This is a genomic window from Oxalicibacterium sp. (assembly GCF_057353965.1).
This window is the reverse complement of sequence record NZ_JBMQZD010000005.1, coordinates 226,449-252,656: the sequence shown is the minus strand read 5'-3', so window position 1 is coordinate 252,656 and position 26,208 is coordinate 226,449. Positions and strand designations below refer to the sequence as shown.

At 59.4% G+C, this 26,208-nt stretch carries 30 protein-coding genes; 11 read left to right on the top strand and 19 right to left on the bottom strand.

Annotated features, from left to right (window positions below):
- Window positions 1-58: 58 nt before the first annotated feature.
- Complete coding sequence (locus ACO1VH_RS10855) at window positions 59-868, bottom strand: tetratricopeptide repeat protein (protein ID WP_486244478.1); 810 nt, start codon at window positions 866-868, stop codon at window positions 59-61.
- A gap of 205 nt (window positions 869-1,073) precedes the next feature.
- Here ACO1VH_RS10855 and ACO1VH_RS10850 point away from each other — a divergent pair, with 205 nt between their 5' ends.
- The 3 genes from ACO1VH_RS10850 (at window position 1,074) to ACO1VH_RS10840 (ending at window position 4,270) form a co-directional block, all read left to right on the top strand.
- Window positions 1,074-2,069 carry an aldo/keto reductase gene (locus ACO1VH_RS10850; RefSeq protein WP_486244477.1) on the top strand — a complete coding sequence of 332 codons (996 nt, stop codon included), beginning with the start codon at window positions 1,074-1,076 and terminating at the stop codon, window positions 2,067-2,069.
- Window positions 2,070-2,167: 98 nt separating this feature from the next.
- On the top strand, window positions 2,168-3,019 hold the full coding sequence (locus ACO1VH_RS10845) for an MOSC domain-containing protein (protein WP_486244476.1): 852 nt from the start codon (window positions 2,168-2,170) through the stop codon (window positions 3,017-3,019).
- 156 nt (window positions 3,020-3,175) lie between these two features.
- A complete protein-coding gene (locus ACO1VH_RS10840; RefSeq protein ID WP_486244475.1) occupies window positions 3,176-4,270 on the top strand; it encodes a DUF484 family protein in 1,095 nt (364 codons plus the stop codon).
- 69 nt (window positions 4,271-4,339) lie between these two features.
- Here ACO1VH_RS10840 and ACO1VH_RS10835 read toward each other — a convergent pair whose 3' ends face one another.
- The 5 genes from ACO1VH_RS10835 to ACO1VH_RS10815 all read right to left on the bottom strand — a co-directional run bounded on the left by ACO1VH_RS10835 (window position 4,340) and on the right by ACO1VH_RS10815 (window position 9,063).
- Window positions 4,340-4,603, bottom strand: coding sequence for a YfhL family 4Fe-4S dicluster ferredoxin (locus ACO1VH_RS10835; RefSeq protein WP_188419781.1), 264 nt, complete (start codon window positions 4,601-4,603; stop codon window positions 4,340-4,342).
- Window positions 4,604-4,798: 195 nt separating this feature from the next.
- Window positions 4,799-5,287: a pantetheine-phosphate adenylyltransferase gene (coaD, locus tag ACO1VH_RS10830; protein ID WP_188419782.1), complete on the bottom strand. Its 489-nt coding sequence runs from the start codon at window positions 5,285-5,287 to the stop codon at window positions 4,799-4,801.
- Between the two features lie 134 nt (window positions 5,288-5,421).
- Window positions 5,422-6,060, bottom strand: coding sequence for a 16S rRNA (guanine(966)-N(2))-methyltransferase RsmD (rsmD, locus tag ACO1VH_RS10825; protein ID WP_486244474.1), 639 nt, complete (start codon window positions 6,058-6,060; stop codon window positions 5,422-5,424).
- Window positions 6,061-6,145: 85 nt separating this feature from the next.
- Complete coding sequence (locus ACO1VH_RS10820; protein WP_486244473.1) at window positions 6,146-7,468, bottom strand: M16 family metallopeptidase; 1,323 nt, start codon at window positions 7,466-7,468, stop codon at window positions 6,146-6,148.
- 110 nt (window positions 7,469-7,578) lie between these two features.
- The gene (locus ACO1VH_RS10815; protein WP_486244472.1) at window positions 7,579-9,063 is read right to left on the bottom strand and encodes a M16 family metallopeptidase; all 1,485 of its coding nucleotides are present in this window, start codon (window positions 9,061-9,063) and stop codon (window positions 7,579-7,581) included.
- A gap of 93 nt (window positions 9,064-9,156) precedes the next feature.
- Here ACO1VH_RS10815 and ftsY point away from each other — a divergent pair, with 93 nt between their 5' ends.
- The 4 genes from ftsY to rpoH all read left to right on the top strand — a co-directional run bounded on the left by ftsY (window position 9,157) and on the right by rpoH (window position 13,083).
- Window positions 9,157-10,269, top strand: coding sequence for a signal recognition particle-docking protein FtsY (gene ftsY / locus ACO1VH_RS10810; RefSeq protein ID WP_486244471.1), 1,113 nt, complete (start codon window positions 9,157-9,159; stop codon window positions 10,267-10,269).
- A gap of 9 nt (window positions 10,270-10,278) precedes the next feature.
- Window positions 10,279-10,962, top strand: a complete 684-nt coding sequence (locus ACO1VH_RS10805) for a cell division ATP-binding protein FtsE (RefSeq protein WP_486244518.1) — start codon at window positions 10,279-10,281, stop codon at window positions 10,960-10,962.
- Window positions 10,959-11,888, top strand: coding sequence for a permease-like cell division protein FtsX (gene ftsX, locus ACO1VH_RS10800; protein WP_486244470.1), 930 nt, complete (start codon window positions 10,959-10,961; stop codon window positions 11,886-11,888). The genes ACO1VH_RS10805 and ftsX overlap by 4 nt, the downstream gene beginning before the upstream one ends.
- Before the next feature lie 295 nt (window positions 11,889-12,183).
- The gene (rpoH, locus tag ACO1VH_RS10795; RefSeq protein WP_486244469.1) at window positions 12,184-13,083 is read left to right on the top strand and encodes an RNA polymerase sigma factor RpoH; all 900 of its coding nucleotides are present in this window, start codon (window positions 12,184-12,186) and stop codon (window positions 13,081-13,083) included.
- Between the two features lie 70 nt (window positions 13,084-13,153).
- Here rpoH and ACO1VH_RS10790 read toward each other — a convergent pair whose 3' ends face one another.
- Genes ACO1VH_RS10790 through ACO1VH_RS10770 form a run of 5 tightly spaced genes read right to left on the bottom strand, consistent with a single transcriptional unit; the run spans window position 13,154 to window position 17,086 of the window.
- Window positions 13,154-13,744, bottom strand: a complete 591-nt coding sequence (locus tag ACO1VH_RS10790) for an SCO family protein (RefSeq protein WP_486244468.1) — start codon at window positions 13,742-13,744, stop codon at window positions 13,154-13,156.
- Window positions 13,745-13,748: 4 nt separating this feature from the next.
- The gene (cyoE, locus tag ACO1VH_RS10785) at window positions 13,749-14,633 is read right to left on the bottom strand and encodes a heme o synthase (protein ID WP_486244467.1); all 885 of its coding nucleotides are present in this window, start codon (window positions 14,631-14,633) and stop codon (window positions 13,749-13,751) included.
- Between the two features lie 51 nt (window positions 14,634-14,684).
- Complete coding sequence (locus tag ACO1VH_RS10780) at window positions 14,685-15,770, bottom strand: COX15/CtaA family protein (protein ID WP_486244517.1); 1,086 nt, start codon at window positions 15,768-15,770, stop codon at window positions 14,685-14,687.
- A gap of 7 nt (window positions 15,771-15,777) precedes the next feature.
- On the bottom strand, window positions 15,778-16,383 hold the full coding sequence (locus ACO1VH_RS10775) for an SCO family protein (RefSeq protein ID WP_486244466.1): 606 nt from the start codon (window positions 16,381-16,383) through the stop codon (window positions 15,778-15,780).
- The gene (locus ACO1VH_RS10770) at window positions 16,358-17,086 is read right to left on the bottom strand and encodes an SURF1 family protein (protein WP_486244465.1); all 729 of its coding nucleotides are present in this window, start codon (window positions 17,084-17,086) and stop codon (window positions 16,358-16,360) included. The genes ACO1VH_RS10775 and ACO1VH_RS10770 overlap by 26 nt, the downstream gene beginning before the upstream one ends.
- A 55-nt stretch (window positions 17,087-17,141) precedes the next feature.
- Between ACO1VH_RS10770 and ACO1VH_RS10765 the strand changes: the two genes are divergently transcribed.
- Window positions 17,142-17,342 carry a twin transmembrane helix small protein gene (locus tag ACO1VH_RS10765; RefSeq protein ID WP_486244464.1) on the top strand — a complete coding sequence of 67 codons (201 nt, stop codon included), beginning with the start codon at window positions 17,142-17,144 and terminating at the stop codon, window positions 17,340-17,342.
- Window positions 17,343-17,449: 107 nt separating this feature from the next.
- On the opposite strand, the gene ACO1VH_RS10760 is transcribed toward ACO1VH_RS10765, so the two are convergent.
- The 7 genes from ACO1VH_RS10760 to ACO1VH_RS10730 all read right to left on the bottom strand — a co-directional run bounded on the left by ACO1VH_RS10760 (window position 17,450) and on the right by ACO1VH_RS10730 (window position 23,578).
- The gene (locus ACO1VH_RS10760) at window positions 17,450-18,310 is read right to left on the bottom strand and encodes a cytochrome c oxidase subunit 3 (protein ID WP_486244463.1); all 861 of its coding nucleotides are present in this window, start codon (window positions 18,308-18,310) and stop codon (window positions 17,450-17,452) included.
- A 90-nt stretch (window positions 18,311-18,400) separates the two neighbouring features.
- A complete protein-coding gene (locus ACO1VH_RS10755) occupies window positions 18,401-18,997 on the bottom strand; it encodes a cytochrome c oxidase assembly protein (protein WP_486244462.1) in 597 nt (198 codons plus the stop codon).
- Window positions 18,998-19,004: 7 nt separating this feature from the next.
- On the bottom strand, window positions 19,005-19,109 hold the full coding sequence (locus ACO1VH_RS10750; RefSeq protein WP_486244461.1) for a cytochrome oxidase small assembly protein: 105 nt from the start codon (window positions 19,107-19,109) through the stop codon (window positions 19,005-19,007).
- A 25-nt stretch (window positions 19,110-19,134) separates the two neighbouring features.
- Window positions 19,135-20,736: a cytochrome c oxidase subunit I gene (gene ctaD, locus ACO1VH_RS10745; protein ID WP_486244460.1), complete on the bottom strand. Its 1,602-nt coding sequence runs from the start codon at window positions 20,734-20,736 to the stop codon at window positions 19,135-19,137.
- A gap of 17 nt (window positions 20,737-20,753) precedes the next feature.
- Entirely contained in the window at window positions 20,754-21,914 is a 1,161-nt protein-coding gene (gene coxB, locus ACO1VH_RS10740; protein ID WP_486244459.1) for a cytochrome c oxidase subunit II, read from the bottom strand.
- A 32-nt stretch (window positions 21,915-21,946) separates the two neighbouring features.
- Window positions 21,947-22,414 (bottom strand): DUF2244 domain-containing protein, encoded by a 468-nt coding sequence (locus ACO1VH_RS10735; RefSeq protein WP_486244458.1) that lies wholly within the window; start codon window positions 22,412-22,414, stop codon window positions 21,947-21,949.
- Between the two features lie 222 nt (window positions 22,415-22,636).
- The gene (locus ACO1VH_RS10730; RefSeq protein WP_486244457.1) at window positions 22,637-23,578 is read right to left on the bottom strand and encodes a methyltransferase domain-containing protein; all 942 of its coding nucleotides are present in this window, start codon (window positions 23,576-23,578) and stop codon (window positions 22,637-22,639) included.
- Window positions 23,579-23,642: 64 nt separating this feature from the next.
- Here ACO1VH_RS10730 and ACO1VH_RS10725 point away from each other — a divergent pair, with 64 nt between their 5' ends.
- The 3 genes from ACO1VH_RS10725 (at window position 23,643) to ACO1VH_RS10715 (ending at window position 25,602) form a co-directional block, all read left to right on the top strand.
- Window positions 23,643-24,410: a phosphoribosyltransferase family protein gene (locus ACO1VH_RS10725; protein ID WP_486244456.1), complete on the top strand. Its 768-nt coding sequence runs from the start codon at window positions 23,643-23,645 to the stop codon at window positions 24,408-24,410.
- Window positions 24,411-24,501: 91 nt separating this feature from the next.
- Complete coding sequence (gene trmL / locus ACO1VH_RS10720) at window positions 24,502-24,984, top strand: tRNA (uridine(34)/cytosine(34)/5-carboxymethylaminomethyluridine(34)-2'-O)-methyltransferase TrmL (RefSeq protein ID WP_486244455.1); 483 nt, start codon at window positions 24,502-24,504, stop codon at window positions 24,982-24,984.
- 132 nt (window positions 24,985-25,116) lie between these two features.
- Window positions 25,117-25,602, top strand: a complete 486-nt coding sequence (locus ACO1VH_RS10715; RefSeq protein WP_486244454.1) for a copper chaperone PCu(A)C — start codon at window positions 25,117-25,119, stop codon at window positions 25,600-25,602.
- Window positions 25,603-25,691: 89 nt separating this feature from the next.
- On the opposite strand, the gene ACO1VH_RS10710 is transcribed toward ACO1VH_RS10715, so the two are convergent.
- Window positions 25,692-26,159 (bottom strand): DUF411 domain-containing protein, encoded by a 468-nt coding sequence (locus ACO1VH_RS10710; RefSeq protein WP_486244453.1) that lies wholly within the window; start codon window positions 26,157-26,159, stop codon window positions 25,692-25,694.
- Window positions 26,160-26,208: the final 49 nt, after the last annotated feature.

The following is a 26,208-nucleotide window of genomic DNA, read 5'->3' as shown; positions in this document are numbered from 1 at the left end:
CGCCGAAAACGAAAATGCCCGATGCAGATCGGGCGTTTTCGTTTTGCATATCCATCAATCAACTCCAGTCATTCGGCGTACTGACCGAACCGTCGTCCCATGACGACTCGTCGTTCAAGCCAAAATCTTTACCGCCCATATCGTAGTTTCGCTCACGCTGCTGCATGTCATCCCATACTGGCGGCGGAACCGGCGTGACCATGGATTGACCGTTGCCGTCGAGCACGCGGTGCATCAACGCTTCGCCGGCCACCACGCCGGCACCGACCACCGCGCCAGTGGCAAGGCTGCCGAAAAGATTCGAACCGAGTCCGCCGGGTGCAATCGGTGCGCCGCCATAATTGGTGTTCTGCGAGACCGGCCCATTACCGTAACCGTAGCCATAGAAAGGCGTAGCCTCGGCAGCTTGCGGACGCCGACGGAACAGATAAGCCATCATCGCGACCGCCATCAATGCAGCGGCAATCCATCCCCACCGCGTCTTATGCGAAGTCCTGACCAGCGATGCGCGTGCAGCATGCACGCTGTCCGCTCTCAGCAATCCTTCCAGTTCCTGCACAGCCGTCACCTTGGCGAACGGCAAGCCAGGCTCCAGCCGTTCTGCCTTCGTCAATTCGCTGCGCGCGCCTGCCAGATCGCCCTGCTTGGCGAGCAGCTCGGCTTCGACAAAATGCGCCTTGCCGCTAGTAGGATGATCGCGCAGCACGTCGCGCATCATCTGCTGCGCCCGATCCAGATGACCGCCATCGGCAGCCGCATATACCTGTTCGATCGTGGCATCAGCAGCCAATGCGGATGTGCCGCCGAACAGCAGGCCGGTACTGATCGCGACACTGGCGAGGAAACGATTTAAAAAATGACGGGACATGGGAACCTCCATCGCAATATGCCGCTTGCCAGCTTAGCCTGTGCGACAGGCGAATCAAGAAGCGAAACACAGCGTTACCGCCTGTAAATGGAATGTAAAAATGCGCGGGCACGTATGCCACGCGCGCCTCGCCGTACCGCGCCCAATGCGTTTTTCCTGGATGCGTTATATTTGCCGCTCGACTTTTCCTCGCTAGAACGTTTCCATGACGACCGAAACCATCCGCATCGCCAACATTCCCGTTCCCGTTTCCCGCGTCGGCCTCGGCACCTGGGCCATCGGCGGCTGGATGTGGGGCGGCGCGGACGACGAAGCATCCGTTGCCACGATTCGCGGCGCGATCGAACAGGGCATCAACCTGATCGATACTGCGCCGGTCTATGGTTTCGGCCATTCGGAAGAAGTGATCGGGCGCGCGCTGGAAGGCATTCGCAACGAGGCCGTTATCGCCACCAAGGTTGCACTCGAATGGAACGACGGCCGTGTGCGCCGCAATGCGACGCCGGAACGCATCCGCCAGGAAATCGAGGATTCGCTGCGCCGACTGCGTACCGACCGCATCGACCTATACCAAGTGCATTGGCCGGACACGCAGGTGCCGTTCGAGGAAACCGCCGCCGAGTTGCTGAAGCTGCAGCAGGAAGGCAAGATTCTTGCGATCGGCGTCAGCAACTACACGCCAGCGCAGATGGATGCGTTCTCGTCCGTTGCGCCGCTGGCGACCGTGCAGCCGCCGTACAACCTGTTCGAACGCGCGATCGAAACAGACGTCCTGCCATACGCACGCGACAAGCAAATGATCGTGCTGGCCTACGGCGCGTTGTGCCGCGGCCTGCTATCCGGCCGCATGCGTGCGAACACGACTTTCGACGGCGACGATCTGCGCAAGTCCGATCCGAAATTCAGGCAGCCGCGCTTTGCGCAATATCTGTCGGCAGTCGACGCGTTGGAAAAATTCGCACGTGAACGCCACGGCAAATCGGTGCTGGCGCTGGCGATCCGCTGGGTGCTGGATCAGGGGCCGACGATTGCGCTGTGGGGTGCACGCCGTCCTGACCAGTTGAACGGCATCGCCGACGTGTTCGGCTGGAAGCTGAATGCACAGGACCTGTCCGATATCGATGCGCTATTGGCCGAACACATCACCGATCCAGTCGGCCCCGAATTCATGGCGCCGCCGTTGCGCAAGAAAGTCGCCTGACCGAATTTCCTGTTTTCATCACAACCGTCACGATTGCCATCCTGATTTTTCCTGACCTTCGCCGTGCCTGCGGGCGCGGCTCCCCTACCCCGACTGCCATGCCCATCCTCGCCGAACTGAACCTGTATCCGATCAAATCCTGCGCCGGCATCACACTGCGCGAAGCGACACTGACGCCTGCCGGGCTGATGCACGAGCGCATCTACGATCGCGAATGGATGGTGGTCGATGCAGATGGCGAAATGCTGACGCAGCGCGACTTCCCGAAGATGGCACTGATCGTGCCGCGCATCCGCGGCGACGTGCTGGAGGTGAAGGCGCCCGGCATGCTGCGGCTGGATATTCCGCTCGACCTGCCGCATCCGGACGACGAACGCCTGCTGCGGGTGCGCGTATGGAACGACGAAGTCGACGCCTACGATTGCGACGAAACGACTGCGGCATGGTTCTCGAACGCCGTCGGCACACCGTGCCGGCTGGTACGCTTCCACCCACAGGCAAAACGTATCGCCAGCACGAAATGGACGGACGGCGCGGAAGTGCCGACCTTCTTCGCCGACGGTTTCCCGATGCTGGTGATCGGCACCGGCTCGCTGAATGACCTGAACCAAAAACTGGTGACGCAGGGACGCGAGGCGCTGCCGATGAACCGCTTCCGTCCGAACATCGTGCTGGGCGACATTCCGCCGTTCGAGGAGGAATATGCGGAGTCCTACCGCATCGGCGAAGCGCTGTTGAAGCCGGTCAAACCCTGCCCGCGCTGCCCGATGCCGTCGATCGACCAGGCCACCGGCGAATTCGGACCCGATCCGCTGGATATCCTGCAGACCTACCGCGCCAATCCGCGCGTGGAAGACCGCGTCACCTTCGGCATCAACACAATCCTGCTGGAAGGCGAAGGCCGTATTCTGCGCGTCGGCCAACCGGTCGAAATCGAACTGGCTTTCTGAAGAACCGTTTACATTTGTTGATATATCTGGCGGCCTACTGCGTCGTATTTCCGTCAACTTCAGTGCATCATCGCCGTTTGCAAGTTGCCCACCAGAAATCATCCGGGTAGACTGTTCGCTTGCGCGATTCCGCGCCGCCGCAGTCGGCTCTCCTCCATGACAAACCCGCTGGTTTCCGAAAATTCGCAGTTGCGCAGCCAGCTTCAGCTGCTGCTGAAGGAAGCGCATCGCAACCAGCAGATCATGCAGCGCTACCAGGAACTCGACCTGAAGTTCATCGGCGCCAATACCTTCCAGGAACTGATCGACAGCGTGTTCGACACGCTAACCGAAGCGTCGGAACTCGACGTCGTGACACTGACGCTGATCGATCCGGAAGCCGAAATCCGACGCATCCTGACCGACCTGCGCATCGACGTCAGCGATTACCCGAACCTGATCTTCGTCGAACAGCAGAACGGCGTACACGATCCCGATCATCCGGCGCGGCGCGCGGCGCTCGGTCCGTACAACACACTGACGCATCGCCGCATGTTTCCCGATTCGGTGTTGAAGCCGACCAGCGTCGCCGTGCTGCCGCTGATTCGCCGCAACAGCCTGATCGGCTGGCTGAGCCTGGGCAGCCTGGATGCATCACGCTTCACTGCCAGCCTCGGCAGCGACATCCTGCAGCATCGCGCCTCCATCGTCGCGATCTGCATCGAGAACGTCATCAACAACGAACGGCTGCAGCACATCGGTCTGACCGATCCGCTGACCGGCGTGAACAACCGGCGTTATGTCGAACGCCGCCTGCTGGAAGAAGTCGGCCGCACACGGCGCCACGGCCACGCGCTGTCGGCGATGTACATCGATCTGGATCACTTCAAGAAGGTCAACGATAGTTACGGCCACCAGGGCGGCGACGAAGTGTTGTGCGCCGTCGCTGCGCGCATCAAGGCCGAGCTGCGGCTGAGCGATGCGCTGGGTCGTTTCGGCGGGGAGGAATTCGTCGTGCTGCTGATCGATGCGCCGCACGATGCCGCACTGGCCGTCGCCGAACGCATACGCGGCAGCGTCAACGGCACGCCCTTGCAGTTGAGTACCGGCGAGGAGTTGGTTGCGACCGTTTCGATCGGTGTGGCGACATTGGACAGCATCGAACGCACCGACGACGCGGCGGCCGTCGCGCAGCAGTTGCTGGCAAGTGCCGATGAAGCGCTGTACCGCGCGAAGAAGGATGGGCGCAATCGCGTCGTCAGTGCCGTATGACGCGATCAATGATCAACGATCGTTTTGGGTGCAGAAATGAAAAAGGGACCAAACGGTCCCTTTGATTTTTCAGGAAGCGGTTTTCGCTTCAGCCTGCAGATGTTCGTACTTGGCCTGCAATTCTTCCTTCGTCTCGCGCCAGGCAGGATTGAAGGGAATGCATTCGACCGGGCAAACCTGCTGGCACTGCGGCTCATCGAAATGGCCAACGCACTCGGTACACTTGTGCGGATCGATCTCGTAGATTTCCAAGCCCATCGAGATCGCGTCGTTCGGGCACTCCGGCTCGCAGACGTCGCAGTTGATGCATTCGTCGGTGATCATCAGCGCCATGATGCGCAACCTCCGTTCCGACGAATACAACAAACGCCTGTGGGCGTTTGCCGCGCTGCCCGGCGCAAAGCAATGCTTTGCGAAACCCCGGCCAACGTCTCTGTAATCATTAGTGCCATGATGCAGCACCCCATTCGAACATCGATGTCACCATTCTATGCTTCGCCGCATTTTGCTGCTGCCGATCACTTCTTCCTACTTCTTCTGTGAAGCGATCTTTTCCTTCAGCCAGCGATCGACCGATGGAAACACGAACTTGGAAACATCGCCGCCCAAGTTCGCAATCTCGCGCACGATGGTGCCGGAGATGAACTGATATTGATCGGACGGTGTCAGGAACAGCGTTTCCACGTCCGGCAGCAGATAACGGTTCATGCCGGCCATCTGGAATTCGTATTCGAAGTCGGATACGGCGCGCAGGCCGCGCACGATCACGCGCGCGTCGTGGCGACGCACGAAATCCTTCAGCAGTCCCGAGAAGCTCTCGACGTGGACATTCGGATAATGGCCGAGCACTTCGTTGGAAATCGTCAGGCGTTCTTCCAGCGTGAAGAACGGTTTCTTGTTGCGGCTGTCGGCGACGCCGACGATCAGCTTGTCGAACAATCCCGACGCGCGACGCACGAGGTCTTCATGACCGCGCGTCAGTGGATCGAAGGTTCCCGGATAAACAGCTGTGACCATATTGGCTCCCGTACGGTGGCTTGTCATGCGCGCATGAAGGCGCAGGTGCCGCAAGCGCGGCAAGGACGTCTTTGCCCTGGCTGATACATGGCGCGGCACGACAAAAGGGGTGCCGCAACTGAACAGAAAGCGAATTATGCCTGAACTTCGGCCTCTTTTTCAGGCTGAAGCAAATGGTAGTAGACCATGCCGGCGCTGTCGGCCCGCACGATCCGCCATCCCTGCAGCCATTCCGGCGGCGTTTCGGAAGCCAGCGGCATCTCGGATTCGACATAGACCAGGCCGCCCGAACGCAGCAGCGGCACGCACAACGGCAGACTGCGCGCCAGCCAGTCGCGGTGATATGGCGGATCGAGGAAGATCAGGTTGAATTGCGCGCCGTTGCGCTGCAAGGACTGCATTGTCGATATGGCATCACTGCGCAGGATGCGTACCTGTTCGGCACGCAGCTTGTCCCTGATCGTTTCGATCTGGCGTACGGCTTGCGCCTGCGTTTCGACCATCACGACCTCGGCGGCACCGCGGCTGGCTGCTTCGAAACCCAGCACGCCGGTGCCGGCAAAGGCATCCAGACAGCGCAGGCCGTTCCAACCGCCGTCGATCAGGTGATTGATCCAGTTGAAGACCGTCTCGCGCACGCGATCCGGCGTCGGCCGCAAGCCTTCGGCGTCCAGCACCGCCAGCGGCGTGCGTTTCCACTGACCGCCGATGATGCGGACCTGATGCGGCCCCGAACGGGGCGGCGATTTTTTCACGGGAGACGATTTGGCCATGACACGGTGCGACGCATTGCAAAGAAGCGCATTGTAGGGATCGCGGGCGATCCGCGCCAGCGTGTCATGGCATCGCGGCTTGTGTTCAAGGTGCGGATGCCGGCGCCGCACCGACGACGACCGTCGACAATTTATCCATCTGCAGCTTGCGCTTGAACGCATCGCGTATTTGCGCGGCGGTGACGCGCGAAACCTTGTCGGTCCAGGTATCGAGATAATCGAGCGGCAGGCCGTAGAAGCCGATCATCGCGACGTTTTCCAGCAGCTTGCGGTTGCTGTCCAGCCGTAGCGCGAAACCACCGATCAGGTTGTCCTTGGCTGCCGCCAGTTCCGTCTCGGTCGGCCCATCATGCAGGAAACCGGCAACCGTTTCGCGCACGACCTTCAGCGCTTCATCGGCCTGATCGCTCTTCGTCTGCAAGCCGATCTGGAACGGTCCAGGCTGGGCCAGCGGTTCGAAATAACTGTAGACGCCGTAGGCCAGACCGCGCTTCTCGCGTACCTGATTCATCAGACGCGACACGAAGCCGCCACCGCCCAAGGTGTAGTTGCCGACCATCAGCGCGAAATAGTCCGGGTCATGCCGCGTCAGCGCCGGCTCGCCGATCAGGATATGCGCCTGCGCCGAATTGTGCGCGATGCGCTGCTCGCTGCCGGCCGTGATCGTGACCGGCGGCAGATCCGGCAACGGCGCGCCCTGCGGCAGATGAGCCGTCAGCTGGCTCGCAATGCGGTCGGCATCGGCGCGCGTGACATCGCCGATCATCGCGATGACAGCGCGGTTAGCGACATAGTACTTCGCATAGAAAGCCGCGAGATCATCGCGCGTCACGGCGCCTATCGATTCGGGGCTGGGATTGTCGCCATACGGATGGCTGCCGTACAGCAGTTTGTCGAAGGCACGGGCAGCGATCACCTCCGGCTTGGTCAGGCTTTCGCGAATCGCTGCGATGGTGCGCGCCTTGTCGCGCTCCAGCAAATCGGCAGGAAAACTCGGCTGGGCCAGTACACGCGACAGCAACGCGATCGCGGCATCGCGTTCGGTGGTCAACGTGCGGAGCGTGAGGCCGGCGCGATCGCCTTCGATGCGGTTGCCGCGCTGTGCTGCGATGTCGGCAAAGCCGTCGGAAATCTGCGCCTCGTTCAGCGCCGGCTCGGCGGCGGACGTGCCCTGATGCACACCGCGCGCCAGCATTGCGTTCGTCAGCGCAGCCACACCGGATTTGCCGGCCGGATCGCGACGATCGCCGGCATCGAAATCGATGCTGACATCCAGCATCGGGATCGTGTGGTTCTCGACGAACAGCACGCGCGCGCCATTGTCCAGCGTCCACGACTGGATGTTCAGGGCAGCGTGTGACAGGCTGCATGCGGCGTACAACATGGCACCTGCGATCAATCTAAGCATGATGACTCCGGATCTGTATTCTGTTGGGTTCCGTTGGTTGTGTTGGTTGCGTTGAAAGCGGGATGGCTGCGATCAACGCAGCGTTCATTGGGAACATTCGTCGGCAACATTCATCGCACCATATCGGCCGGCAAGGCTGCCGGCGCCGGCTTGTTCCGGTCCGGCGGCAGCGGCACCAGCGTCGCCACCGTCAGCGCATCGTCGCCGAAATACTTCTGCGCCACCGCCTGCACCTGCTGCGGCGTGACGGCACGCAGGCGCTCGATCAGGCGGTCGATGTCCTTGTACGACAGACCGGACATTTCCATCACGCCGATTTCCATCGCCTGGCCGAACACCGAATCGCGCTTGTAGATCTGGCTGGCGATCAATTGCGTTTTCACACGTTTCAGTTCTTCTTCCGACACGCCGTCGCGCGCAATGCGTTCCACCTCAGCGCGCAACAGTTTTTCCAGCTGTTCAGTCGTCGTGCCTGCCGTCGGCACACCATCCAGCATGAACAGCACGGGGCCGCGTGCAATGCCGGAATACGAGGCGCCAACCTCGTTGGCGACACGATCAGTACGCACCAGTTTTGCGGTCAACCGCGCATTGTCATAGCCGTCCAGCACGGCGGACAGCACTTCGAGCGCCAACGCGTCGTCATCCTTGTCCACATCATGCAATGCCGGCACCTTGAAGCCGAGTACGACATAGGGATTCTCGGCTGGTGCCTTGACGACGACGCGCTTGGGCCCGGTCTGCGGCGGCTCGTTCTGCGGCCGCGTGCGCACCAGCGCCATCGGCTCGTACTTGCCGAAATATTTCTGCGCCAGCTTGAATACATGCTTCGGATCGACGTCGCCGGAGACGACCATCGTCGCATTGTTCGGCGCGTACCACTGCGCATACCAGTCGCGCACGTCTTCCGCCGTCAGGTACTGCAGATCGTCCATCCAGCCGATCACCGGATTGCGGTACGGCGCGACGGCGAATGCGGTCGCGTTCAGCGCCTCATGCACCAGCGCGATCGGCTGGTCGTCGGTACGCAGGCGGCGCTCTTCCATGATGACGCGGATTTCCTTGGCGAATTCGTTCTTGTCGACCACCAGATTGCGCATGCGGTCGGCTTCCAGCGCCATCACCTTTTCCAGCCGCGATTTTTCGATCTGCTGGAAGTAGGCGGTGTAATCCTTGCTGGTGAACGCGTTCTCGCGCCCGCCGAGCTGGGCGACGCGACGGCTGAATTCGCCCGGCTTCAGCTTTTTCGTGCCCTTGAACATCATGTGTTCCAGCGCGTGCGCGACGCCGGTCGTGCCGTTGCGCTCGTCGATCGAGCCGACGCGATACCAGACCATGTGCGCCACCGTCGGCGCGCGGTGATCTTCGTTGACGATGATGCGCATGCCGTTCTTCAGCGTCAGTTCGGAAATACGGGCGACTGTCTGCGCAGTCGCTTTTGCGGCAGCCGGCGTTGCATCTTCGACTGCCGGCTGTGGCGGCGTCTGCTGGGCCACAGCCCAGGCGGATGCCAGCACCAGCGTCGTCGCGGCCAGCAGCCTGCCGATATTCGCTACGTTTGCGGTGGCTGCGATGTTCGCAATGTTGGATTTCATGATTTTTTTGCTCTGATAGAATACGGCGATTGTATCCGCGGCCCGCATTGATGCGGCAGGCCGCCTCCAAACGCTGCTCTGACCCCATTCCCGATGTTTAGTTTCTTCAAGAAAAAACCGCGCCCCGAGGAACCCGTTGCGCCACAGCCTGCGAGCGCGCCCGACGTATCGCCGATCGAAGAAGTTGCGGAAGAGGCCGTAGAAAACATCGCGGAAACGCCCGTAGAAACATCCCTAGAAACGTCCGCTCCGGCCGCGATCGAGGATGCGGTTGAAGAAATCGTCCCGGCTGAAACACCGGTCGAGCAGAAGCGTTCGTGGATGGCACGGCTGAAGGCGGGCCTGTCGAAAACTTCGTCCAATCTGAGCACGCTGTTCGTCGGCACCAAGATCGACGACGATCTGTACGACGAACTGGAAACGGCGCTGCTGATGTCCGACGCAGGCGTCGACGCCACACAGTTCCTGCTGGATACGCTGAAACGCAAGGTGAAGAACGAACGGCTGACCGAAGCCACACAGGTCAAATCGGCACTGCGCGAACTGCTGGTCGAGATGCTGTCGCCACTGCAGAAGTCGCTGGTGCTGGGCCGCCAGCAGCCGCTGGTGATGATGATCGCCGGCGTCAACGGCGCCGGCAAGACGACGACCATCGGCAAGCTCGCCAAACACATGCAGACGCATCGGCAATCGGTGCTTCTGGCCGCCGGCGACACCTTCCGCGCCGCCGCGCGCGAGCAACTGGCCGTCTGGGGCCAGCGCAACAACATCACCGTGATCGCGCAGGAATCGGGCGACCCGGCCGCGGTCGCCTTCGATGCCGTGCAATCGGCGCAGGCGCGCAGGATCGATGTCGTCATGGTCGATACCGCCGGCCGCCTGCCGACGCAGCTGCACCTGATGGAAGAACTGAAGAAGGTCAAGCGCGTGATCGCCAAGGCCATGCCGGAAGCGCCGCACGAAGTACTGCTGGTCATCGACGGCAATACCGGCCAGAACGCACTGACGCAGGTGAAGGCTTTCGACGATGCATTGAACCTCACCGGCCTGGTGGTGACCAAGCTGGACGGAACCGCCAAGGGCGGCGTGCTGGCGGCCATTGCGCGCACGCGGCCGATTCCCGTCTATTTCATCGGTGTCGGCGAGCAGATCGAGGATCTGCAACCGTTCGATGCCGAAGAGTTCGTCGAAGCGTTGCTGGGATAAACCATCTTGATGATCGAATTCCGTCAGGTATCGAAACGCTATCCGCCCAATATCGCGGCCCTGACCGACATTTCGCTGTCGGTCAACAAAGGGGAACTGGTCTTCCTCGCCGGTCCGTCCGGCGCGGGCAAGTCCACACTGCTGAAACTGATCGCCGCGATGGAGCGGCCAACCGAAGGCAGCGTCAACGTCAGCGGTTACGACATCGGCCGCATCCGCCCGTCAGGCCTGCCCTATCTGCGCCGCAATCTGGGCCTGATCTTTCAGCAGCAGCGCCTGCTCGACGATCGCACTGTGCTGGCCAACGTGATGCTGCCGCTGATCGTCTGCGGCGCCACGCGCGCCGATGCCGAACGCCGTGCGCGTGCGGCACTGGACAAGGTCGGCCTGCTCGACAAGGCGCCGATGGCGCCGATGATGCTGTCCGGCGGCGAGCAGCAGCGAGTGTCGATCGCGCGCGCCATCGTCAATCGCCCGCAGATCATCCTCGCCGACGAACCAACTGCAAATCTCGATCGCGAAGCCGCCAACAAGGTGCTCGACGCGCTGAAGGCTTTCCATTCGGTCGGCGTCACCTGCCTCATTTCCACCCACGACGAACAGTTCCTCGATACGGCAACACGCGTGATCTACTTGGATCATGGCCGCATCCTTGAGAGTTGGCGCCGCGCCACGCCGCAGGAGATCGCATGACGGGCTGGTTCAGACACCACGTCTTCGCGCTCGGCGATGCGTTTCGCCATCTGCTGCGCACGCCGGGCAATTTCCTGCTGAACGTGCTGGTGGTGGCGATCGCACTGGCGCTGCCGTTTGCCGGTCTTACCTTGCTGGAAAACGTACGGCCGGTTTCCGAACAATTGGCGGTGGAACCTGAAATCAGTGTCTTCATGCAGATGGATGCCACGCGGGATCGCGCCGATGCCGTCGGCAACGACATTCGCCGTATCGCGCAGCAAGCCGGGCACAAGATCCAGCTGAATTTCATTCCGCGCGAAAAAGCGCTGGAGACGCTGAAGGATCGCACCGGACTGGAAGACGCCATCACTACGCTGGGCAGCAATCCGCTGCCCGATGCCTATGTCGTGAGGATGATCGGATTCAAAAGCGGCGACGATGCCGGCAAGGTGGAGGCAATCGCGGCCGGCTTGCAAAAGCTCGACGGCGTGGATGTCGTGCAGGTCGATTCGGCCTGGGTCAAGCGCCTGGCCGCATTGCTGCAGGTGATGCGGCTGGTGCTGCTGTTCCTTGCCGTCACGCTAGGCGTGGTCGTGGTCGCCGTGGTCTTCAATACGATCCGCCTGCAGGTGATGACGCAGCGCGAGGAAATCGAAGTATCCCGGCTGGTCGGCGCCACGGATTCCTTCATTTGCCGCCCTTTCTATTACACCGGGGCCTTGCTGGGCCTGATTGCCGGCGGCGTCGCCCTGATTGCGGTCGCCTTGGCCTTGTATCCGATGAATGCGGCAATCGCCGATTTCGCCCGACTTTATGCCTCCGAATTCCAACTGGTCTCGCTGGACCCGCTGACGATGCTTGTCCTATTGGCAATCAGCGCCTTTCTGGGATTGTTTGGCGCTCTGCTGTCCGTCACACGGCAACTGGCGCGCCTTTCGGATTGACGCCCTCCTCATCAAGGTAAGCGGTTACTATCGCCGCTTACCTCTGTTTCCTGTGATTCTCCCACCGCTTATTTGCGGCAATTCGTTTTGTAAAGTTTCTTGAAGTACGCAACTTCAGCGGGAATTCCCATTCTAACGATTGACGCAAAGAACAATGATAGCCAATTTATCAATAGTGTTTTGACTATCGATTCGGTATAAAACATCGATTAGCAGTCCTTACAAGAGAGTGCTAATATTTGTTCTTGACGGATTTGGCTGAACGGAAAACCGTTCCTGAATGCAAGGAGAAACCATGAAAACAACTGCATCAACCGCAATCATCCCTTCTGGCAACAACCTGTTGTCGCTGGGTTTTTCGGGCGCGTTGGGCAATATCGACTCCTACATTTCTGCAGTCAACCGCATGCCCATGTTGACGCAGGAAGAGGAAGCTTCTCTGGCACGCCGCCTGCGCGACGAGAATGATCTGGCAGCTGCACAAAAGCTGATCCTGTCGCATTTGCGCCTGGTCGTATCGATCGCACGCGGCTATCTGGGTTACGGCCTGCCGCACGCCGACCTGATTCAGGAAGGCAATATCGGTCTGATGAAGGCGGTCAAGCGTTTCGATCCCGATCAGGGCGTGCGTCTGGTGTCGTATTCGATGCACTGGATCAAGGCTGAAATCCATGAGTACATCCTGAAGAACTGGCGCTTGGTCAAGGTTGCAACGACGAAAGCGCAACGCAAGCTGTTCTTCAACCTGCGCAGCCACAAGACCGGACTCGATGCAATGACGCCGGATCAGGTCAACGCGCTGGCCGAAACGCTGAACGTCAAGCGCGAGGAAGTGATCGAGATGGAAACCCGTCTTTCCGGTCGCGACATTGCGCTGGAAGCGCCTACCGACGACGAAGACGACAAGTTCGCGCCGATTGCCTACCTGTCGTCGGAATCGCAGGAGCCGACGCGTGTGCTGGAATCGCAGGAATACGATCGTTTGCAGACCGAAGGCCTGTCCGAAGCACTGGGCAAGCTCGATCCGCGCTCTCGCCGCATCGTCGAGGCGCGCTGGCTTGCGAACGATGACGGTTCCGGTGCAACCCTGCACGAGCTGGCCGACGAGTTCGGCGTGTCTGCCGAGCGCATTCGCCAGATCGAGGCCGTCGCGCTGAAGAAGATGAAAGGTTCGTTGACGGCCTACGCATCCTGACGTCTCGGTAATCGCACAAACAAAAAGCGCCCCACGGGGCGCTTTTTTCTTTTCTTGATTCGATGCGATGTCAGGAATTTTCGGCCAGCAGAATCTTCAGATCGTGCGCAATGGACTCCACGCCCTGGCCGTGCCGGATGAACAAGCGGATACGTCCCTGCGGATCGAACACGTAGCTGCCGGCCATGTGATCGATCGTGTAGCTGCCTGGCGTCTTGCCCGGCACCTTTTCATAGAACACCTTGAATTCCTTGGCGACCTTGTCGGTTTCTTCCAGATTGCCGCGCAAACCCAGGAAACGCTTGTCGAAAGCCGGCACGTATTGCGCCAGCAATTCCGGCGTATCGCGTTCCGGATCGAGAGTAATGAACAACACCTGCACGCGATCGGCATCTGGCCCCAGCGCCTTCATCACGTTCGCCATTTCCAGCATCGTCGTCGGACAGACGTCGGGGCATTGCGTGAAACCGAAGAAAACGATAACCGCCTTGCCACGGAAATCGGCCAGCGTGCGCAGCTTGCCATTGTGGTCATGCAGCGAGAAATCGCGGCCGTAGGCCAATCCCGTCACATCGGTATTCTGGAAAGCTTCCGGCTTCTTGCCGCAAGCCGCCAACGCAAGAACGGTCGCGCACAAGGCGAGAAGAATTCGCAAGCGCATATTGTCAGAATCGCAGATAGTGATCGACCAGCAGCGCCGCGAACAGCAGCGACAGATAGACGATCGAATACGCAAACATCTTGCGCGAAATCCGGTCTGTGTAATGGCGGTACACCTGCCATGCATACCAGAGGAAAATGACGTCGAGTACCGTCACGACAGCCAGATAAATCAGGCCGCTCATGCCGACGGCAAACGGCAGCATCGTCGTCGCCACCAGCGCAATCGAATACAGCCAGACCTGCAATTGCGTGAATTCCTTGCCGTGCGTGACCGGCAGCATGGGCAGGCCCGACTTCGCATATTCGTCGCGACGATACAGCGCCAGCGCCCAGAAATGCGGCGGCGTCCAGACGAAGATGATCATGACCAGAATCCATGCCTGCATCGGCACATCGTTGGCGATTGCCGCCCAGCCCAGCGCCGGCGGCATCGCGCCGGACAGGCCGCCAATCACGATGTTCTGCGGCGTCGCCGGCTTCAGGATCATCGTGTAGATGACGGCATAGCCGACGAAGGTAGCGAAGGTCAGCCACATCGTCAGCGGATTGACGAAGTTGTACAGCACCCACATGCCGGCGCCGCCGATGACGCCGGAAAAGACCAGCGTCTGCATCACGGTGATTTCGCCACGCGCCAGCGGACGGCGGGCGGTACGTGCCATGCGCGAATCGATCTCGCGTTCCACCAGGCAATTGATTGCGAAAGCCGCGCCGGCCAGCAGCCAGATGCCGATCGTTGCAGCGATTACCAGCTGCAGATCCGGCAATCCCGGCGTGGAGAGAAACATGCCGATCACCGCACAGAACACCGCCAGCTGCGTAACGCGTGGCTTGGTCAACGCCCAGTACTGGGCCATGCGATTGGGAGAGGCAGTCAAAGTGGTCATGCGTGATTTGTGAATACGGCGCTGTACAGCGTTCGACGACTTGCCATTCTGTCAGTTCTCGCCGATCCGCCCTGGAATTCTGACCTTGTAGTTTAACATGACGGTCAACAGCACGAGGAGCGCAGCGCAACCGTTATGCGCCACTGCCAATGCCAGCGGCCATTTCAGAGAAACGGTGGCGATGCCGATCGCGATCTGCAACGCCAATGCACCCAGCAGTGCACGACCGATCCGCTTCAGGCCTGGAATTCGCAGCGCCCTCCAGGCAACCCATGCAATCCACGCGGCAACGATGAAGGCGAACACCCGGTGCGTCCAGTGAATCGCTGTCAATGCGGCGAACGGCAGATAGTCGCCGTCGGCAGTCTTGCCCAGGCTACGCCATAGCGTGAAACCATGCTGGAAATCCATCTGCGGCACCAGCGCGCCGTGACACAACGGAAAATCCATGCACGCCAGCGCCGCGTAATTGGTGCTGACCCAGCCGCCCAATGCAATCTGCATTGCCAGCAGGATGAGTGCAATGCATGCCGGCGCGCGCAGCGATAACGCAGCGCGAGCGACTGCCGGATGATCGTTCTGCCGCGCCGCGACCCATGTCAGCATCGCCAGCAGCGTCATGCCCAGCAGCAGATGGATCGTCACGATGATCGGCTGCAGCTTCATCGTCACCGTCCATGCGCCGAACGCGCCCTGCACGCAGACGAACAGAAACAATGCAACCGGGAAGCGCGGCGAAAACTGCGATTGCGTCTTGCCGCTGCGCAGCCAGAAACGCCAGGAAATCACAACGATGGCGATGATCAGTACGCCGATACCCATCGCCAGATAGCGATGAATCATCTCGATCCACGCCTTCATCACCGTGACGGGACCATCCGGCATCGCAGCTTCCGCCGCACGGATATGTTCCATTGCCTGCAACGGATTGGAGTGCCCGTAGCAACCCGGCCAGTCGGGGCAGCCCAAACCCGAATCGGTCAGGCGGGTGAAAGCGCCGAACATGATGACGTCGAAGGTGAGAAACAACGTCACCCACACCAGTTTGCGATACTTGTTGCTGTCCTTCGACGACCAGACGATCAGAAATGCAAGCAGTGCGACCAGAATGCCCTTGGTCGCCAGTTGAAACAACAGACCGAAGTTATCCAATTGATGAAGCTTTCAATAATTTATTCAGATCTTTCTTGATCCGGTTCGGATCGGCATCCTTCGGAAACCGCATCATCAGGTTGCCTAGCGGATCGATCATGTACAGATGGTCATAGACTGTAGTGCCGTCCTCCGCCGGCAGCCAGCTCTTCACCAGATCGGAGCTGGCACGCAGCATGTGCGTGCCGTCGTATTCGCGCATCAGCATGGTATCCAGCGGCTGTTCGTCGGTGATCAACCAGACGCGTTCGATGCGATCCATTTCCTTGCCCTGCGTCAGACGCAGTTGGCGCATGTCGTACAGTTTCTTGCGGCAAGCATCGGCACAGTCCGCCTTATCCACCTGCAGCATGATCCATTTGCCCTTGTATGCGTCGAGACCCGTCGGCGCGCCGTCCAGCGCCTTGCTGTGCAAATCGGGAATCGGATAATCGCGCGGATCGATGAATGCGCCGTAGTTGGTCCGCCCCTCTGGCTTGATGACGTAATACGTCAGATAGGAAGCGATGATCGGCGAGGCGCAGACCAGGATGACGGCGAACAACTTCCAGCGGCCCGCATGCTTGTTCGGTTTATCTGCTTTCTTGTTTGCTTCCACGTCTGAATCCCGTCACGACAAAAAAGAGAAATGCCATCGCCGTCAGTGCATACCACTGGAAGGCATAGGCGCGATGTTTTTCCACACCGCTCGACGGCAACGGCCAGTCACGTACCAAACCGTCATGCGTATCGTTCGTCTGCTCGACCAGCATCGGATATGTGCCAAGGCCACTCGCCGCGGCAAACTCGGCCGCATCCAGATTCTGCACGATCGCCCCTGGTTTTAATGCCTCGGGTGAACCCAGCTGCATGACGTGGCCGACGCCATAGCGCAAGACACCTTCGATTTCCACCATCCCTGTCGGCGTGACTATCGGCGGCAGTTGCGTACGCACCACTGGATTACGCGGAATCCAGCCGCGTGCAACCAGCACATGCAAATCGGTGGTCGCTATTTTAAACGGCATCAACAGATAGAACCCGGCAATGCCGTCGTGCGGACGGTTGTCCAGATAAACGGGCCAGCCGTGCACGAATTCGCCGCGCAGCAATACATGGCGATATTCGATTTCCGAGGTCGGCATGTGGGTCAGCGCTTGGCCGTCAAACCGGATCGGCGCTTCGGCCTGACGCGCGCGCATCATCGCTTCGATCGCCAGTTTCTCGTCACCGCGCCGCGTTTGCCATTGGGCAAGCGATATGCCGGCTACCATCACGATGACGGTCGCGATAAATGGAACCAGTCGAAATCTGAATCGCATTACAATGTCGTTTCACTCAATAGGGCTGCGCCGGCTCTTCCATTCGGTCACACGCATGAAAATTCTCGTCGCCATCGCCTTCATCCTGATCCTGTCCAGCCTCGCCTCCGCACTGTTTTTCCTGATGCGCGACAAGGGAAAAAGCAATCGTACCGTGAAGGCGCTGGCCATGCGCGTCGGCTTTTCGGTCACGCTGTTCATCCTGATCCTGATTGCCTGGCATCTCGGCTACATCCAGCCTACCGGCATTCGCTAACGTCCTGCCTGTGATGATCTGCCGGTAGCATTCTGTTTTAAGCGCTGCTGTTTCGTCCGTAAAAAAGCCGCACCAAAGTGCGGCTTTTTTCATCGCAGAATATCGCGCTACAGCCAGTACACGACCACATACAGACCGAGCCACACGACGTCAACAAAGTGCCAGTACCAGGCTGCACCTTCGAAGGCAAAATGGTGATCCGGTGTGAAGTGCCCCTTCAGGATGCGATACAGCACCACACTCAGCATGATCGCACCCATCGTTACGTGGAAGCCGTGAAATCCCGTCAGCAGGAAGAAAGTCGAGCCGTAAATGCCTGACGTCAGCTTCAGATTCAGCTCGGTATAGGCGTGGATGTATTCGTATGCCTGAAAGCCCATGAAGATCGCGCCGAGCAGGATCGTCAGAAACAACCAGATCGCCGCCTGCTGACGGTGATTGGCACGAATCGCATGATGGGAAATCGTCAGTGTGATGCCGGACGTCAGCAACAACGCCGTATTGATGGTCGGAATCCAGAACGGCCCCATCGTCGCGAAGGATTCGATCGTGCCGGCCGGACCGATATTGCCCCAGTGCGCTGCAAAATCCGGCCACAGGATCTTGTGATCCAGATCGGCCAGCCACGGCATCGTGATGCTGCGGGCATAGAACAAGGCGCCGAAGAATGCGCCGAAGAACATGACTTCGGAAAAGATGAACCAGCTCATGCTCCAGCGGAACGAGGCATCGATGCGCTTGCTGTACAGCCCGCCTTCCGATTCCTTGATCGCGTCACCGAACCAGTGATAGAGAACGTACAGCACACCGAGCAGGCCGATCATGTTCACATACGCGCCCCAACCGGCACCATTGACCCACGCCGATGCACCGATCATCACAACCAGCATCGATATCCCGGCCAGCAGCGGCCATCTGGACGGGCCCGGCACGAAATAATACGGCGCTTCCGTATGTTGTGTACTCATCTCCATCTCCCGATATCCATAAATAATATATCTATCAATCAGTCATGCGATGCAACGATAAGACCGAGAACAGCTCGGCCTCATCCGGTATCACCCTGCCGTCGCCGGCGATGTTGTTTCTGCCTTCTTGTTGTCCCGGCCGCCGATTTCAAAAAACGTATACGACAACGTGATCGTCTTTACATCCTTCGGCAAATCCCGATCCAGATAAAACACGACAGGCATTTGTCTTGCCTGGCTGGCCGTCAACGTCTGTTGCTGGAAACAGAAGCATTCGACCTTCTTGAAATGTGGCGCCGCCTGTTGCGGGGCATAGCTCGGTATCGCCTGTGCTTCCACGGTGCGCGGCTGCGTATTGACCACTTCGTACACGACCTGCGTCATCTCGCCCGGATGCACCTGCATACTGCTGACCGTCGGACGGAAGCGGAACGGCCCCTGCGTGTTCGCATCGAACTCGACGGTAATCGTCCGGCTCTTGTCGATCTGCGAATTGTCGATCGGCTTGACCTTCACGCCTTCCGTTTCCTGGAAGGCCAGGACATTGATGCCTGTCAGTTCGCAGATTTGCTTGTACAGCGGCACCAGCATGTAGCCGAAGCCGAACATCATGACCGCAACGACAACGAGCTTGCCGAACATCCTGGCATTCAGCCGGTGCGTCGCATTGTCGTTGCGTTTTTCCATCTTTGTCTCACATGAACCAGACATGCTTGGCGATCACGCCGAACATGAACATCGCCGCGATCACCGCCAGAATGATGGCGGTGCGCAGATTACGTCGTTTCAGCTCATCCATGGCTATGCCCGTCGGCGTCCGCGATTCACTTGACGGTCGGTGGCGTTTCGAACGTATGGAAAGGCGCAGGGCTCGGCACTGTCCATTCCAGACCTTCCGCACCGTCCCACGGCTTGTCCGCTGCCGGCGCTCCACCACGGATCGTCGGCAGCACGACGGCGAGCAGGAAGTACAACTGCATCACGCCGAAGCCGATGCCGCCGATCGACGCGATCATGTTGAAATCGGTGAACTGCGCAGGGTAGTCGGCATAGCGGCGCGGCATGCCGGCCAACCCCAGGAAGTGCATCGGGAAGAACGTGATGTTGAAGGTGATCAGCGAGCCCCAGAAATGGATCTTGCCGCGCGTCTCGTTGTACATGTGGCCGGTCCATTTCGGACCCCAGTAGTAGAAACCGGCAAACAGAGCAAACAGCGACCCGGCCACCAGCACGTAATGGAAGTGCGCCACCACGTAGTAGGTATCCTGCAGCTGGATGTCAATTGGCGTCACAGCGAGGATCAGCCCGGTGAAGCCGCCCATCGTGAACACGAAGATGAAGCCGATCGCGAACAGCATCGGCGTTTCGAACGTCATCGAACCGCGCCACATTGTTGCCACCCAGTTGAAAATCTTCACGCCGGTCGGCACTGCGATCAGCATCGTTGCATACATGAAGAACAATTGTGCGGTCACCGGCATGCCGGTCGTGAACATGTGATGTGCCCACACCATGAACGACAGGATCGCGATCGATGCCGTCGCATAGACCATCGATGCATAACCGAACAATTGCTTGCGGGCGAAAGCCGGAATGATGTGCGAGACGATGCCGAACGCCGGCAGAATCATGATGTACACCTCCGGATGTCCGAAGAACCAGAAGATGTGCTGATACATTACCGGATCACCGCCGCCTGCGGCATTGAAGAACGATGTGCCGAAATGGCGGTCGGTCAGCGTCATCGTGATCGCGCCGGCCAGCACCGGCATCACGGCCAGCAGCAGATAGGCCGTAATCAGCCACGTCCAGCAGAACATCGGCATTTTCATCAGTGTCATGCCGGGCGCGCGCATGTTCAGAATCGTGACGATGATGTTGATCGAACCCATGATCGACGACGCACCCATGATATGCAGCGCGAAGATCGCCAGATCCATGCCAGGCCCCATTTGCACCGTCAGCGGCGCATACAGCGTCCAGCCAGCGGCCGTAGCACCGCCCGGCACAAAGAAGGAGAGAACCAGCAGGATGGCAGCCGGCGGCAACAACCAGAACGAAAAGTTGTTCATGCGCGCGAACGCCATGTCGGATGCACCGATCTGCAGCGGCACCATCCAGTTCGCAAAACCGACAAACGCCGGCATGATGGCGCCGAATACCATCATGATGCCGTGCATCGTCGTCAGCTGATTGAAGAATTCCGGCTGCATCAGTTGCAGGCCGGGATGGAACAGCTCCGCGCGAATCAGCATCGCCAGAACGCCGCCCGACAGCAGCATGGCGAAGGAGAACCACAGATAAAGGGTGCCGATATCCTTGTGGTTGGTCGCGTAGACCCAGCGGCGCCAGCCGTGCGGATGATCGTGCGCGTGGTCGTGACCGTGCGCTGCATTGTGCGTATGATCGACTGCAGTTGTGCTCATCTCAAGTCTCCTGATTGTTACTTGCGTGCGGCGACGATTTCGGCCGGTTGCACGATGTTCTCTGCAGCCTTGTTGGACCAGCTGTTACGCGTATAGGTGATGACGGCCGCAATCTCGGTATCGGACAGTACTGGCGCCCATGCCGGCATCGCGTTCTTGCCGTGCATCACGATATCGATTTGCCCTGCTTTAGGTCCCAATACCAGCGGGCCGCCGTCCAGTGCCGGGAAACTGCCCGGCACGCCCTTGCCATTGGCCTGATGGCAGGCAACGCAATTGGCGGCATAGACTTTTTCGCCGCGCTGGATCAGCTCGTCCAGCGTCCAGGTTTTGGTCGGATCGTCGGCATTGGCTGCCATTTCCTTTTTCTTCTCGTCGACCCACTTCTTGTAGTCTTCTTCGCTGACGACATTCACGACAATCGGCATGAAGGCGTGATCCTTGCCGCACAGTTCCGCGCACTGGCCGCGATAGGTGCCGATCTTCTCGGCACGGAACCAGGTGTCTCGCACGAAGCCAGGAATCGCATCCTGCTTGACGCCGAATGCAGGAATCATCCACGCATGAATGACGTCGTTGGCCGTCAGCACTATGCGGATCTTCTTGTTGACCGGAACGACGACCGGATTGTCGACCTCGATCAGGTAATTCTCGTTCTTGGCAATCGAGGAGTCGACGATCTGTTCGCGCGGCGTCGCCAGATTGGAAAGGAAATTGATGCCCTGACCTTCACCGTTCAGGTAATCGTAGCCCCACTTCCACTGCATGCCGGTCGCCTTGATCGTGATGTCGGCATTCGACGTGTCCTTCATCGCGACCACCGTCTTGGTCGCCGGCAATGCCATGCCGATGACGATCAGGAAGGGAACGACGGTCCAGGCAATTTCTACTGCGGTGCTTTCATGGAAGGTGGCCGACTTGTGGCCAAGGGATTTGCGATGCTTGAGAATCGAGTAGAACATCACCGCGAACACGGCGATGAAGATCACCAGGCAGATGATCAGCATCATGGTGTGCAGCGAGTAGATTTCCTCGGCGATCTTCGTGACGGGCTGCTGAAAATTGAGCTGACGCACTGCCGGTCCGCCGGGACTATCGGTCACTGCCCAGGACGGCATGCCCGCCGCCAGCAGCGACGCACCGAACATCAACGATTGAAGGCGCTTCGCATGTTTCATGATTTCCCCAAAAGCCCAAAATAAGAATTTTGTTATTGGTACCGGGTAAACCTGCTTGTCTCCTCACCCAGTTCCCGGCGCAGCTCCTGCAGGAACTGTCGCCGCTTGCCTTCCGTCAGGAATCGTCCGACATCGACACGTATACCGGAAGATTCCAGACCAATCAATCGATTGTGCGAAGCCGGTTGAATAATGATTGTCCGGTTCCGTCTCAATCGGAACTGCTGCGACTTCTCGCCCCGGACCAGCTCGACCAACAGCCAGTCGTCCGACAGGACGATGTGTTCGCGATCTGTCGCGTGGCGAGCGTAATGGATGAATGCACAGGTAACCGCCGTCAATTCCATTAACGAAAAGCCGAGGATGAACCACGCGCCGCGATAGGTGAAATAGATTGCGACCGCCAGCGATGCCGTACACAGAAGTGCGTAGGCCTTCGCCAACTGTCGCGGGGAAATGGAGCAGTTACGCTTCAGCAGCCATTCACGGTTCGATCCCATCGTGCACCGCCTGAACGGACTGCGCCCACCATATCACCATCGCGCAAAACCGTCGAAGTATAAGTCTGAATTGTCAGACTGATCAAGCATAAAAAATCCTGCACCGCAGCGCACGCCACGCATGGCTTTACGCCCGATTCCGTTTCTTTTGCACAGCCTCTTCACGACAACTTTGCGCACTGCAGCATGACACCTGCAAATGCATCCGGGGGAGAATCTCCCTTATTTCTTTGGCAAGTCGAAGCGGATGATCGCTTCCCCGCTCGACGTCGTGCGCGGCACCGGCCGGAAAGCGTGGCCGTAGACGATCTCGAACGTCAAAGGAATCTTGCCGTCCGCGGATCGCATTCCTTCCAGCGCATCCGTGACGCGCTGCCACGCCTGACGCCCCATCAGTCCGCGACTGCGCGTATCGAGCGGATTGCCGCCACAGGCACGCACGTCCGCCATCAACCGCTCGACCGAACCGTAGGTCACGGTCAGCGTTTCCATGTCCATCACCGGCGTGGCAAACCCGGCCTGGACCAGCATGTCGCCGAAATCGTGCATGTCGACAAACGGCAGCACATGCGGCATGGCGTCGGCAGCCGCAAAGGCAGCGCGCAATTCCTTGAACGTGTCAGGGCCGAAACAGGAAAACATCAACAAGCCGTCTCGGCGCAGAATGCGCCGCCATTCGGCAAATACGCGATCGGGCTGTGGATACCAGTGCAACGCCAGGTTTGACCAGACCAGATCAACCGCATCTGCGCCAAACGGCAACTGCGCAAAATTGCCCGACAACAGCCCACCGCGCGCGCCAAGCAATCCGTTTCTGCCTGGCAGCCATTGCTGCAATAAACGATGCAATGCCGACAGCCCTTCCTTTTGCACCGATTGCGCGTGCTGCAGCATTGCCGCCGATGCATCCAGCCCGATCACTTCGGACTGTGGAAAGCGTTTCTGCAAAGCCGCCAGATCCGCACCTTCGCCGCAACCGGCATCCAGCACGCGATGCGGTTCGATCTTGATCAGCATCAGCCGTTCATGCATGCGCTGCGCCACCTCGCGGCGCAGGAATTGCGATTCGGCGATGCGCGACGAATCGCCGAACAGCGCACGCACACGCGCCAGATCGATGGGCGCACTGAGATGGGAATCCGACGGGGTATGTTCGACAGGCACGATGGAAACAGAACCGGCAATGAGATAATGCGCACAAGTTTACACGCATGGAGACAAGGCTGCGATGCTCGATCGGTTTCCCGACTGGACGCTGCAATTGGCGCGACGCCTGCCATCCGCCATTCCGCATGCCATTTCGCGCACCATCCCATCCTCATGCGCCCTGTGCGGCTCGACCGGAAATGCAGCATTGTGCGATGCCTGCAGCAAGCATTTCCTCACCACGCACGATCATCGTTGTCCGCAATGCGCACTGCCTGTTTCCGCAAACGAAACACTTGGCCCGCAACGATGCGGTGCCTGCCTGACAGCACCGCGCGCCTTCGATGCCACCATCGTCGTGGCCGATTACGCTGCGCCGCTCGATCATCTGGTGCTGGCGCTGAAATTCGGCAGCCGCCTCGCGCTCGCGCCACTGTTCGCACGTCTGCTGCATCAGGCGATACAACAATCCGACATGCCGATGCCGGATCTGCTGACCGCAGTTCCATTGGGCGACAAACGTCTGGCGGAACGCGGCTTCAATCAGGCACTGGAAATCGCTCGGCCGCTGGCGCGCATGCTTGCAGTCCCATTCGAACCGCAATTGCTGGCGCGCTCGCGCGAAACGCTGATGCAGTCGCGGCTGCATCCCGACGAGCGGCATCGCAACATTCGCCATGCCTTTGTGTTGCAGAAGCATGCGATCGAGCGCATCCAGGGCCGGCAAGTAGCCATCGTCGATGATGTAATGACCACCGGAGAAACGCTCAACGAGATCGCCGCCACGCTGAAGCGCAGCGGCGCTTCCCGCGTCACCAATCTGGTATTTGCACGCACGCCGCTAAAATAGCGACCGGCAGCGGCAGTGCAAGTATCATGGCGCCCGTGACGTATGCCGCATACGTCACGCACCCGATCTGCGCATCAAGAAGGAGAATCGCTTGTTTCACGTCGTTCTGGTCGAACCAGAAATTCCGCCCAATACCGGTAACGTCATCCGCCTGTGCGCCAATACCGGCGCACAATTGCATCTGATCGAGCCTCTCGGCTTCCCGCTTGACGATGCAAAAATGCGTCGCGCGGGCCTCGATTACCACGACTATGCAACGATGAAGGTGCATCGCGACTGGCGGGCCTTCCTTGATTCCGCCACGCCCGAATCCCCGCTGGACCCGACGCGCATGTTCGCACTGACGACGCATGGCTCAACGCCCTTCGCCGGCGTGACGTTCCGGCCAGGCGACATTTTCGTATTCGGCTCGGAAACGCGTGGCCTGTCGCCCGCGTTGCGTGACTCTTTCCCCGCTTCGCAACGCATCCGCCTGCCGATGCGCCCGGACAATCGCAGCCTGAACCTGTCCAATACCGTCGCTGTCGTCGTCTATGAAGCATGGCGGCAGAACGGCTTCGCCGGTGGTAGCTGAATCGGCGGATTTGCGCTGCGAACTTGCGCTACAGACTTGCGTTACGCACTTACGCTACGATAGACAGCCTATGTCCTCTTTCCAACCTGCCGCATGGCGCGTCCGTCCTGTGGCTTTCGATACGGGAAAATCATGAACTTTCGCCCTGTCACATTCCTCATCGCATCTATGTTGGCCGCGTTGATGGCGTCTGCCGCTCTTGCCCAGCAACATCCGGCCGATGCCATCCGCATCGATCATTCCTATGCGCGCGCCACCATGCCGGGCCAGACCAGCGGCGGCGCTTATTTGACATTGGAAAATCGCAGCGACCATGCCGACACGCTGATCGCCGTGCAGTCTCCTGTCGCGCAATCGGTGGAAATCCACACGATGGCCATGAACGGCAACGTGATGCGGATGCGCGAAATCGGCACGATCGACATCAAGCCGGGCGAGAAAATCACCATGCGCCCCGGCGAGGGTTATCATCTGATGCTGATGGGTCTGAAAGCGCCGTTGAAAGCCGGTGACAGGCTGCCGGTGACGCTGACCTTCCGCAAGGGCGGCAAGGTGGAGACCACGATCATCGTCGTCGATGGCAGCATGAATCACGGAGAAATGGGCCATCATCACTGAACCATGGCCATCGCCGACGAAAAATAAACAACGAAGCAAATAAAAAGGACGCAGCAAGCGTCCTTTTTATTTGCAGGCTCATCGCCCGTTCATCGCGCGCCGTAGCGCCGATACACTTCCTGACTTCCATCCGCCCGCAACAGCAGCACATCATAGGCATCGGCCACCCTGTCCGGCATTTCCATCCCCGGCGAACCAAGCGGCATGCCGGGGACCGCCAGGCCGACGGCACGCGGCTTTTCGGCCAGCAAACGCCGTATCTCGGCGGCCGGCACATGGCCTTCCAGCGCGTAACCACCCACAGTCGCGGTATGGCAACTACCCAGCGCAGCCGGTATGCCAAGGCGCGCGCGATACGCCGCCGTATTAGGCACGTTGTGCGCCTTTACCGCAAAGCCGTTTTCCTGCAGATGCGCGATCCATTGCGTGCAGCAGCCGCAGGTCTCACTCTTGTATACCTCGATGGTTTTACCGTCCTGCCCGCCGCGCGCATGCGCCAGAGCCGGCGCCACGCAAAGCGCCATCATCGCCTTCATCAACGTACGTCGCTGCATCATCACTCCTGATCGCCATAAACGAAAAGCCGCAATTGCGGCTTTTCGGATT

Bases quoted from the DNA above. Each gene is read 5' to 3' on its own strand.
- ftsX (WP_486244470.1), top strand. From the start codon at position 10,959: ATGACGGGCTGGTTCAGACACCACGTCTTCGCGCTCGGCGATGCGTTT.
- ACO1VH_RS10755 (WP_486244462.1), bottom strand. From the start codon at position 18,997: ATGGAAAAACGCAACGACAATGCGACGCACCGGCTGAATGCCAGGATG.
- ftsY (WP_486244471.1), top strand. From the start codon at position 9,157: ATGTTTAGTTTCTTCAAGAAAAAACCGCGCCCCGAGGAACCCGTTGCG.
- ACO1VH_RS10725 (WP_486244456.1), top strand. From the start codon at position 23,643: ATGCTCGATCGGTTTCCCGACTGGACGCTGCAATTGGCGCGACGCCTG.
- ACO1VH_RS10760 (WP_486244463.1), bottom strand. From the start codon at position 18,310: ATGAGTACACAACATACGGAAGCGCCGTATTATTTCGTGCCGGGCCCG.
- rsmD (WP_486244474.1), bottom strand. From the start codon at position 6,060: ATGGCCAAATCGTCTCCCGTGAAAAAATCGCCGCCCCGTTCGGGGCCG.
- ACO1VH_RS10790 (WP_486244468.1), bottom strand. From the start codon at position 13,744: ATGCGCTTGCGAATTCTTCTCGCCTTGTGCGCGACCGTTCTTGCGTTG.
- cyoE (WP_486244467.1), bottom strand. From the start codon at position 14,633: ATGACCACTTTGACTGCCTCTCCCAATCGCATGGCCCAGTACTGGGCG.
- ACO1VH_RS10770 (WP_486244465.1), bottom strand. From the start codon at position 17,086: ATGCGATTCAGATTTCGACTGGTTCCATTTATCGCGACCGTCATCGTG.
- ACO1VH_RS10715 (WP_486244454.1), top strand. From the start codon at position 25,117: ATGAACTTTCGCCCTGTCACATTCCTCATCGCATCTATGTTGGCCGCG.
- ACO1VH_RS10710 (WP_486244453.1), bottom strand. From the start codon at position 26,159: ATGATGCAGCGACGTACGTTGATGAAGGCGATGATGGCGCTTTGCGTG.
- ACO1VH_RS10815 (WP_486244472.1), bottom strand. From the start codon at position 9,063: ATGAAATCCAACATTGCGAACATCGCAGCCACCGCAAACGTAGCGAAT.
- ACO1VH_RS10765 (WP_486244464.1), top strand. From the start codon at position 17,142: ATGAAAATTCTCGTCGCCATCGCCTTCATCCTGATCCTGTCCAGCCTC.
- ACO1VH_RS10855 (WP_486244478.1), bottom strand. From the start codon at position 868: ATGTCCCGTCATTTTTTAAATCGTTTCCTCGCCAGTGTCGCGATCAGT.
- ACO1VH_RS10850 (WP_486244477.1), top strand. From the start codon at position 1,074: ATGACGACCGAAACCATCCGCATCGCCAACATTCCCGTTCCCGTTTCC.
- ACO1VH_RS10840 (WP_486244475.1), top strand. From the start codon at position 3,176: ATGACAAACCCGCTGGTTTCCGAAAATTCGCAGTTGCGCAGCCAGCTT.
- rpoH (WP_486244469.1), top strand. From the start codon at position 12,184: ATGAAAACAACTGCATCAACCGCAATCATCCCTTCTGGCAACAACCTG.
- ctaD (WP_486244460.1), bottom strand. From the start codon at position 20,736: ATGAGCACAACTGCAGTCGATCATACGCACAATGCAGCGCACGGTCAC.
- ACO1VH_RS10735 (WP_486244458.1), bottom strand. From the start codon at position 22,414: ATGGGATCGAACCGTGAATGGCTGCTGAAGCGTAACTGCTCCATTTCC.
- ACO1VH_RS10820 (WP_486244473.1), bottom strand. From the start codon at position 7,468: ATGCTTAGATTGATCGCAGGTGCCATGTTGTACGCCGCATGCAGCCTG.
- coxB (WP_486244459.1), bottom strand. From the start codon at position 21,914: ATGAAACATGCGAAGCGCCTTCAATCGTTGATGTTCGGTGCGTCGCTG.
- ACO1VH_RS10750 (WP_486244461.1), bottom strand. From the start codon at position 19,109: ATGGATGAGCTGAAACGACGTAATCTGCGCACCGCCATCATTCTGGCG.
- ACO1VH_RS10845 (WP_486244476.1), top strand. From the start codon at position 2,168: ATGCCCATCCTCGCCGAACTGAACCTGTATCCGATCAAATCCTGCGCC.
- ACO1VH_RS10805 (WP_486244518.1), top strand. From the start codon at position 10,279: ATGATCGAATTCCGTCAGGTATCGAAACGCTATCCGCCCAATATCGCG.
- ACO1VH_RS10835 (WP_188419781.1), bottom strand. From the start codon at position 4,603: ATGGCGCTGATGATCACCGACGAATGCATCAACTGCGACGTCTGCGAG.
- coaD (WP_188419782.1), bottom strand. From the start codon at position 5,287: ATGGTCACAGCTGTTTATCCGGGAACCTTCGATCCACTGACGCGCGGT.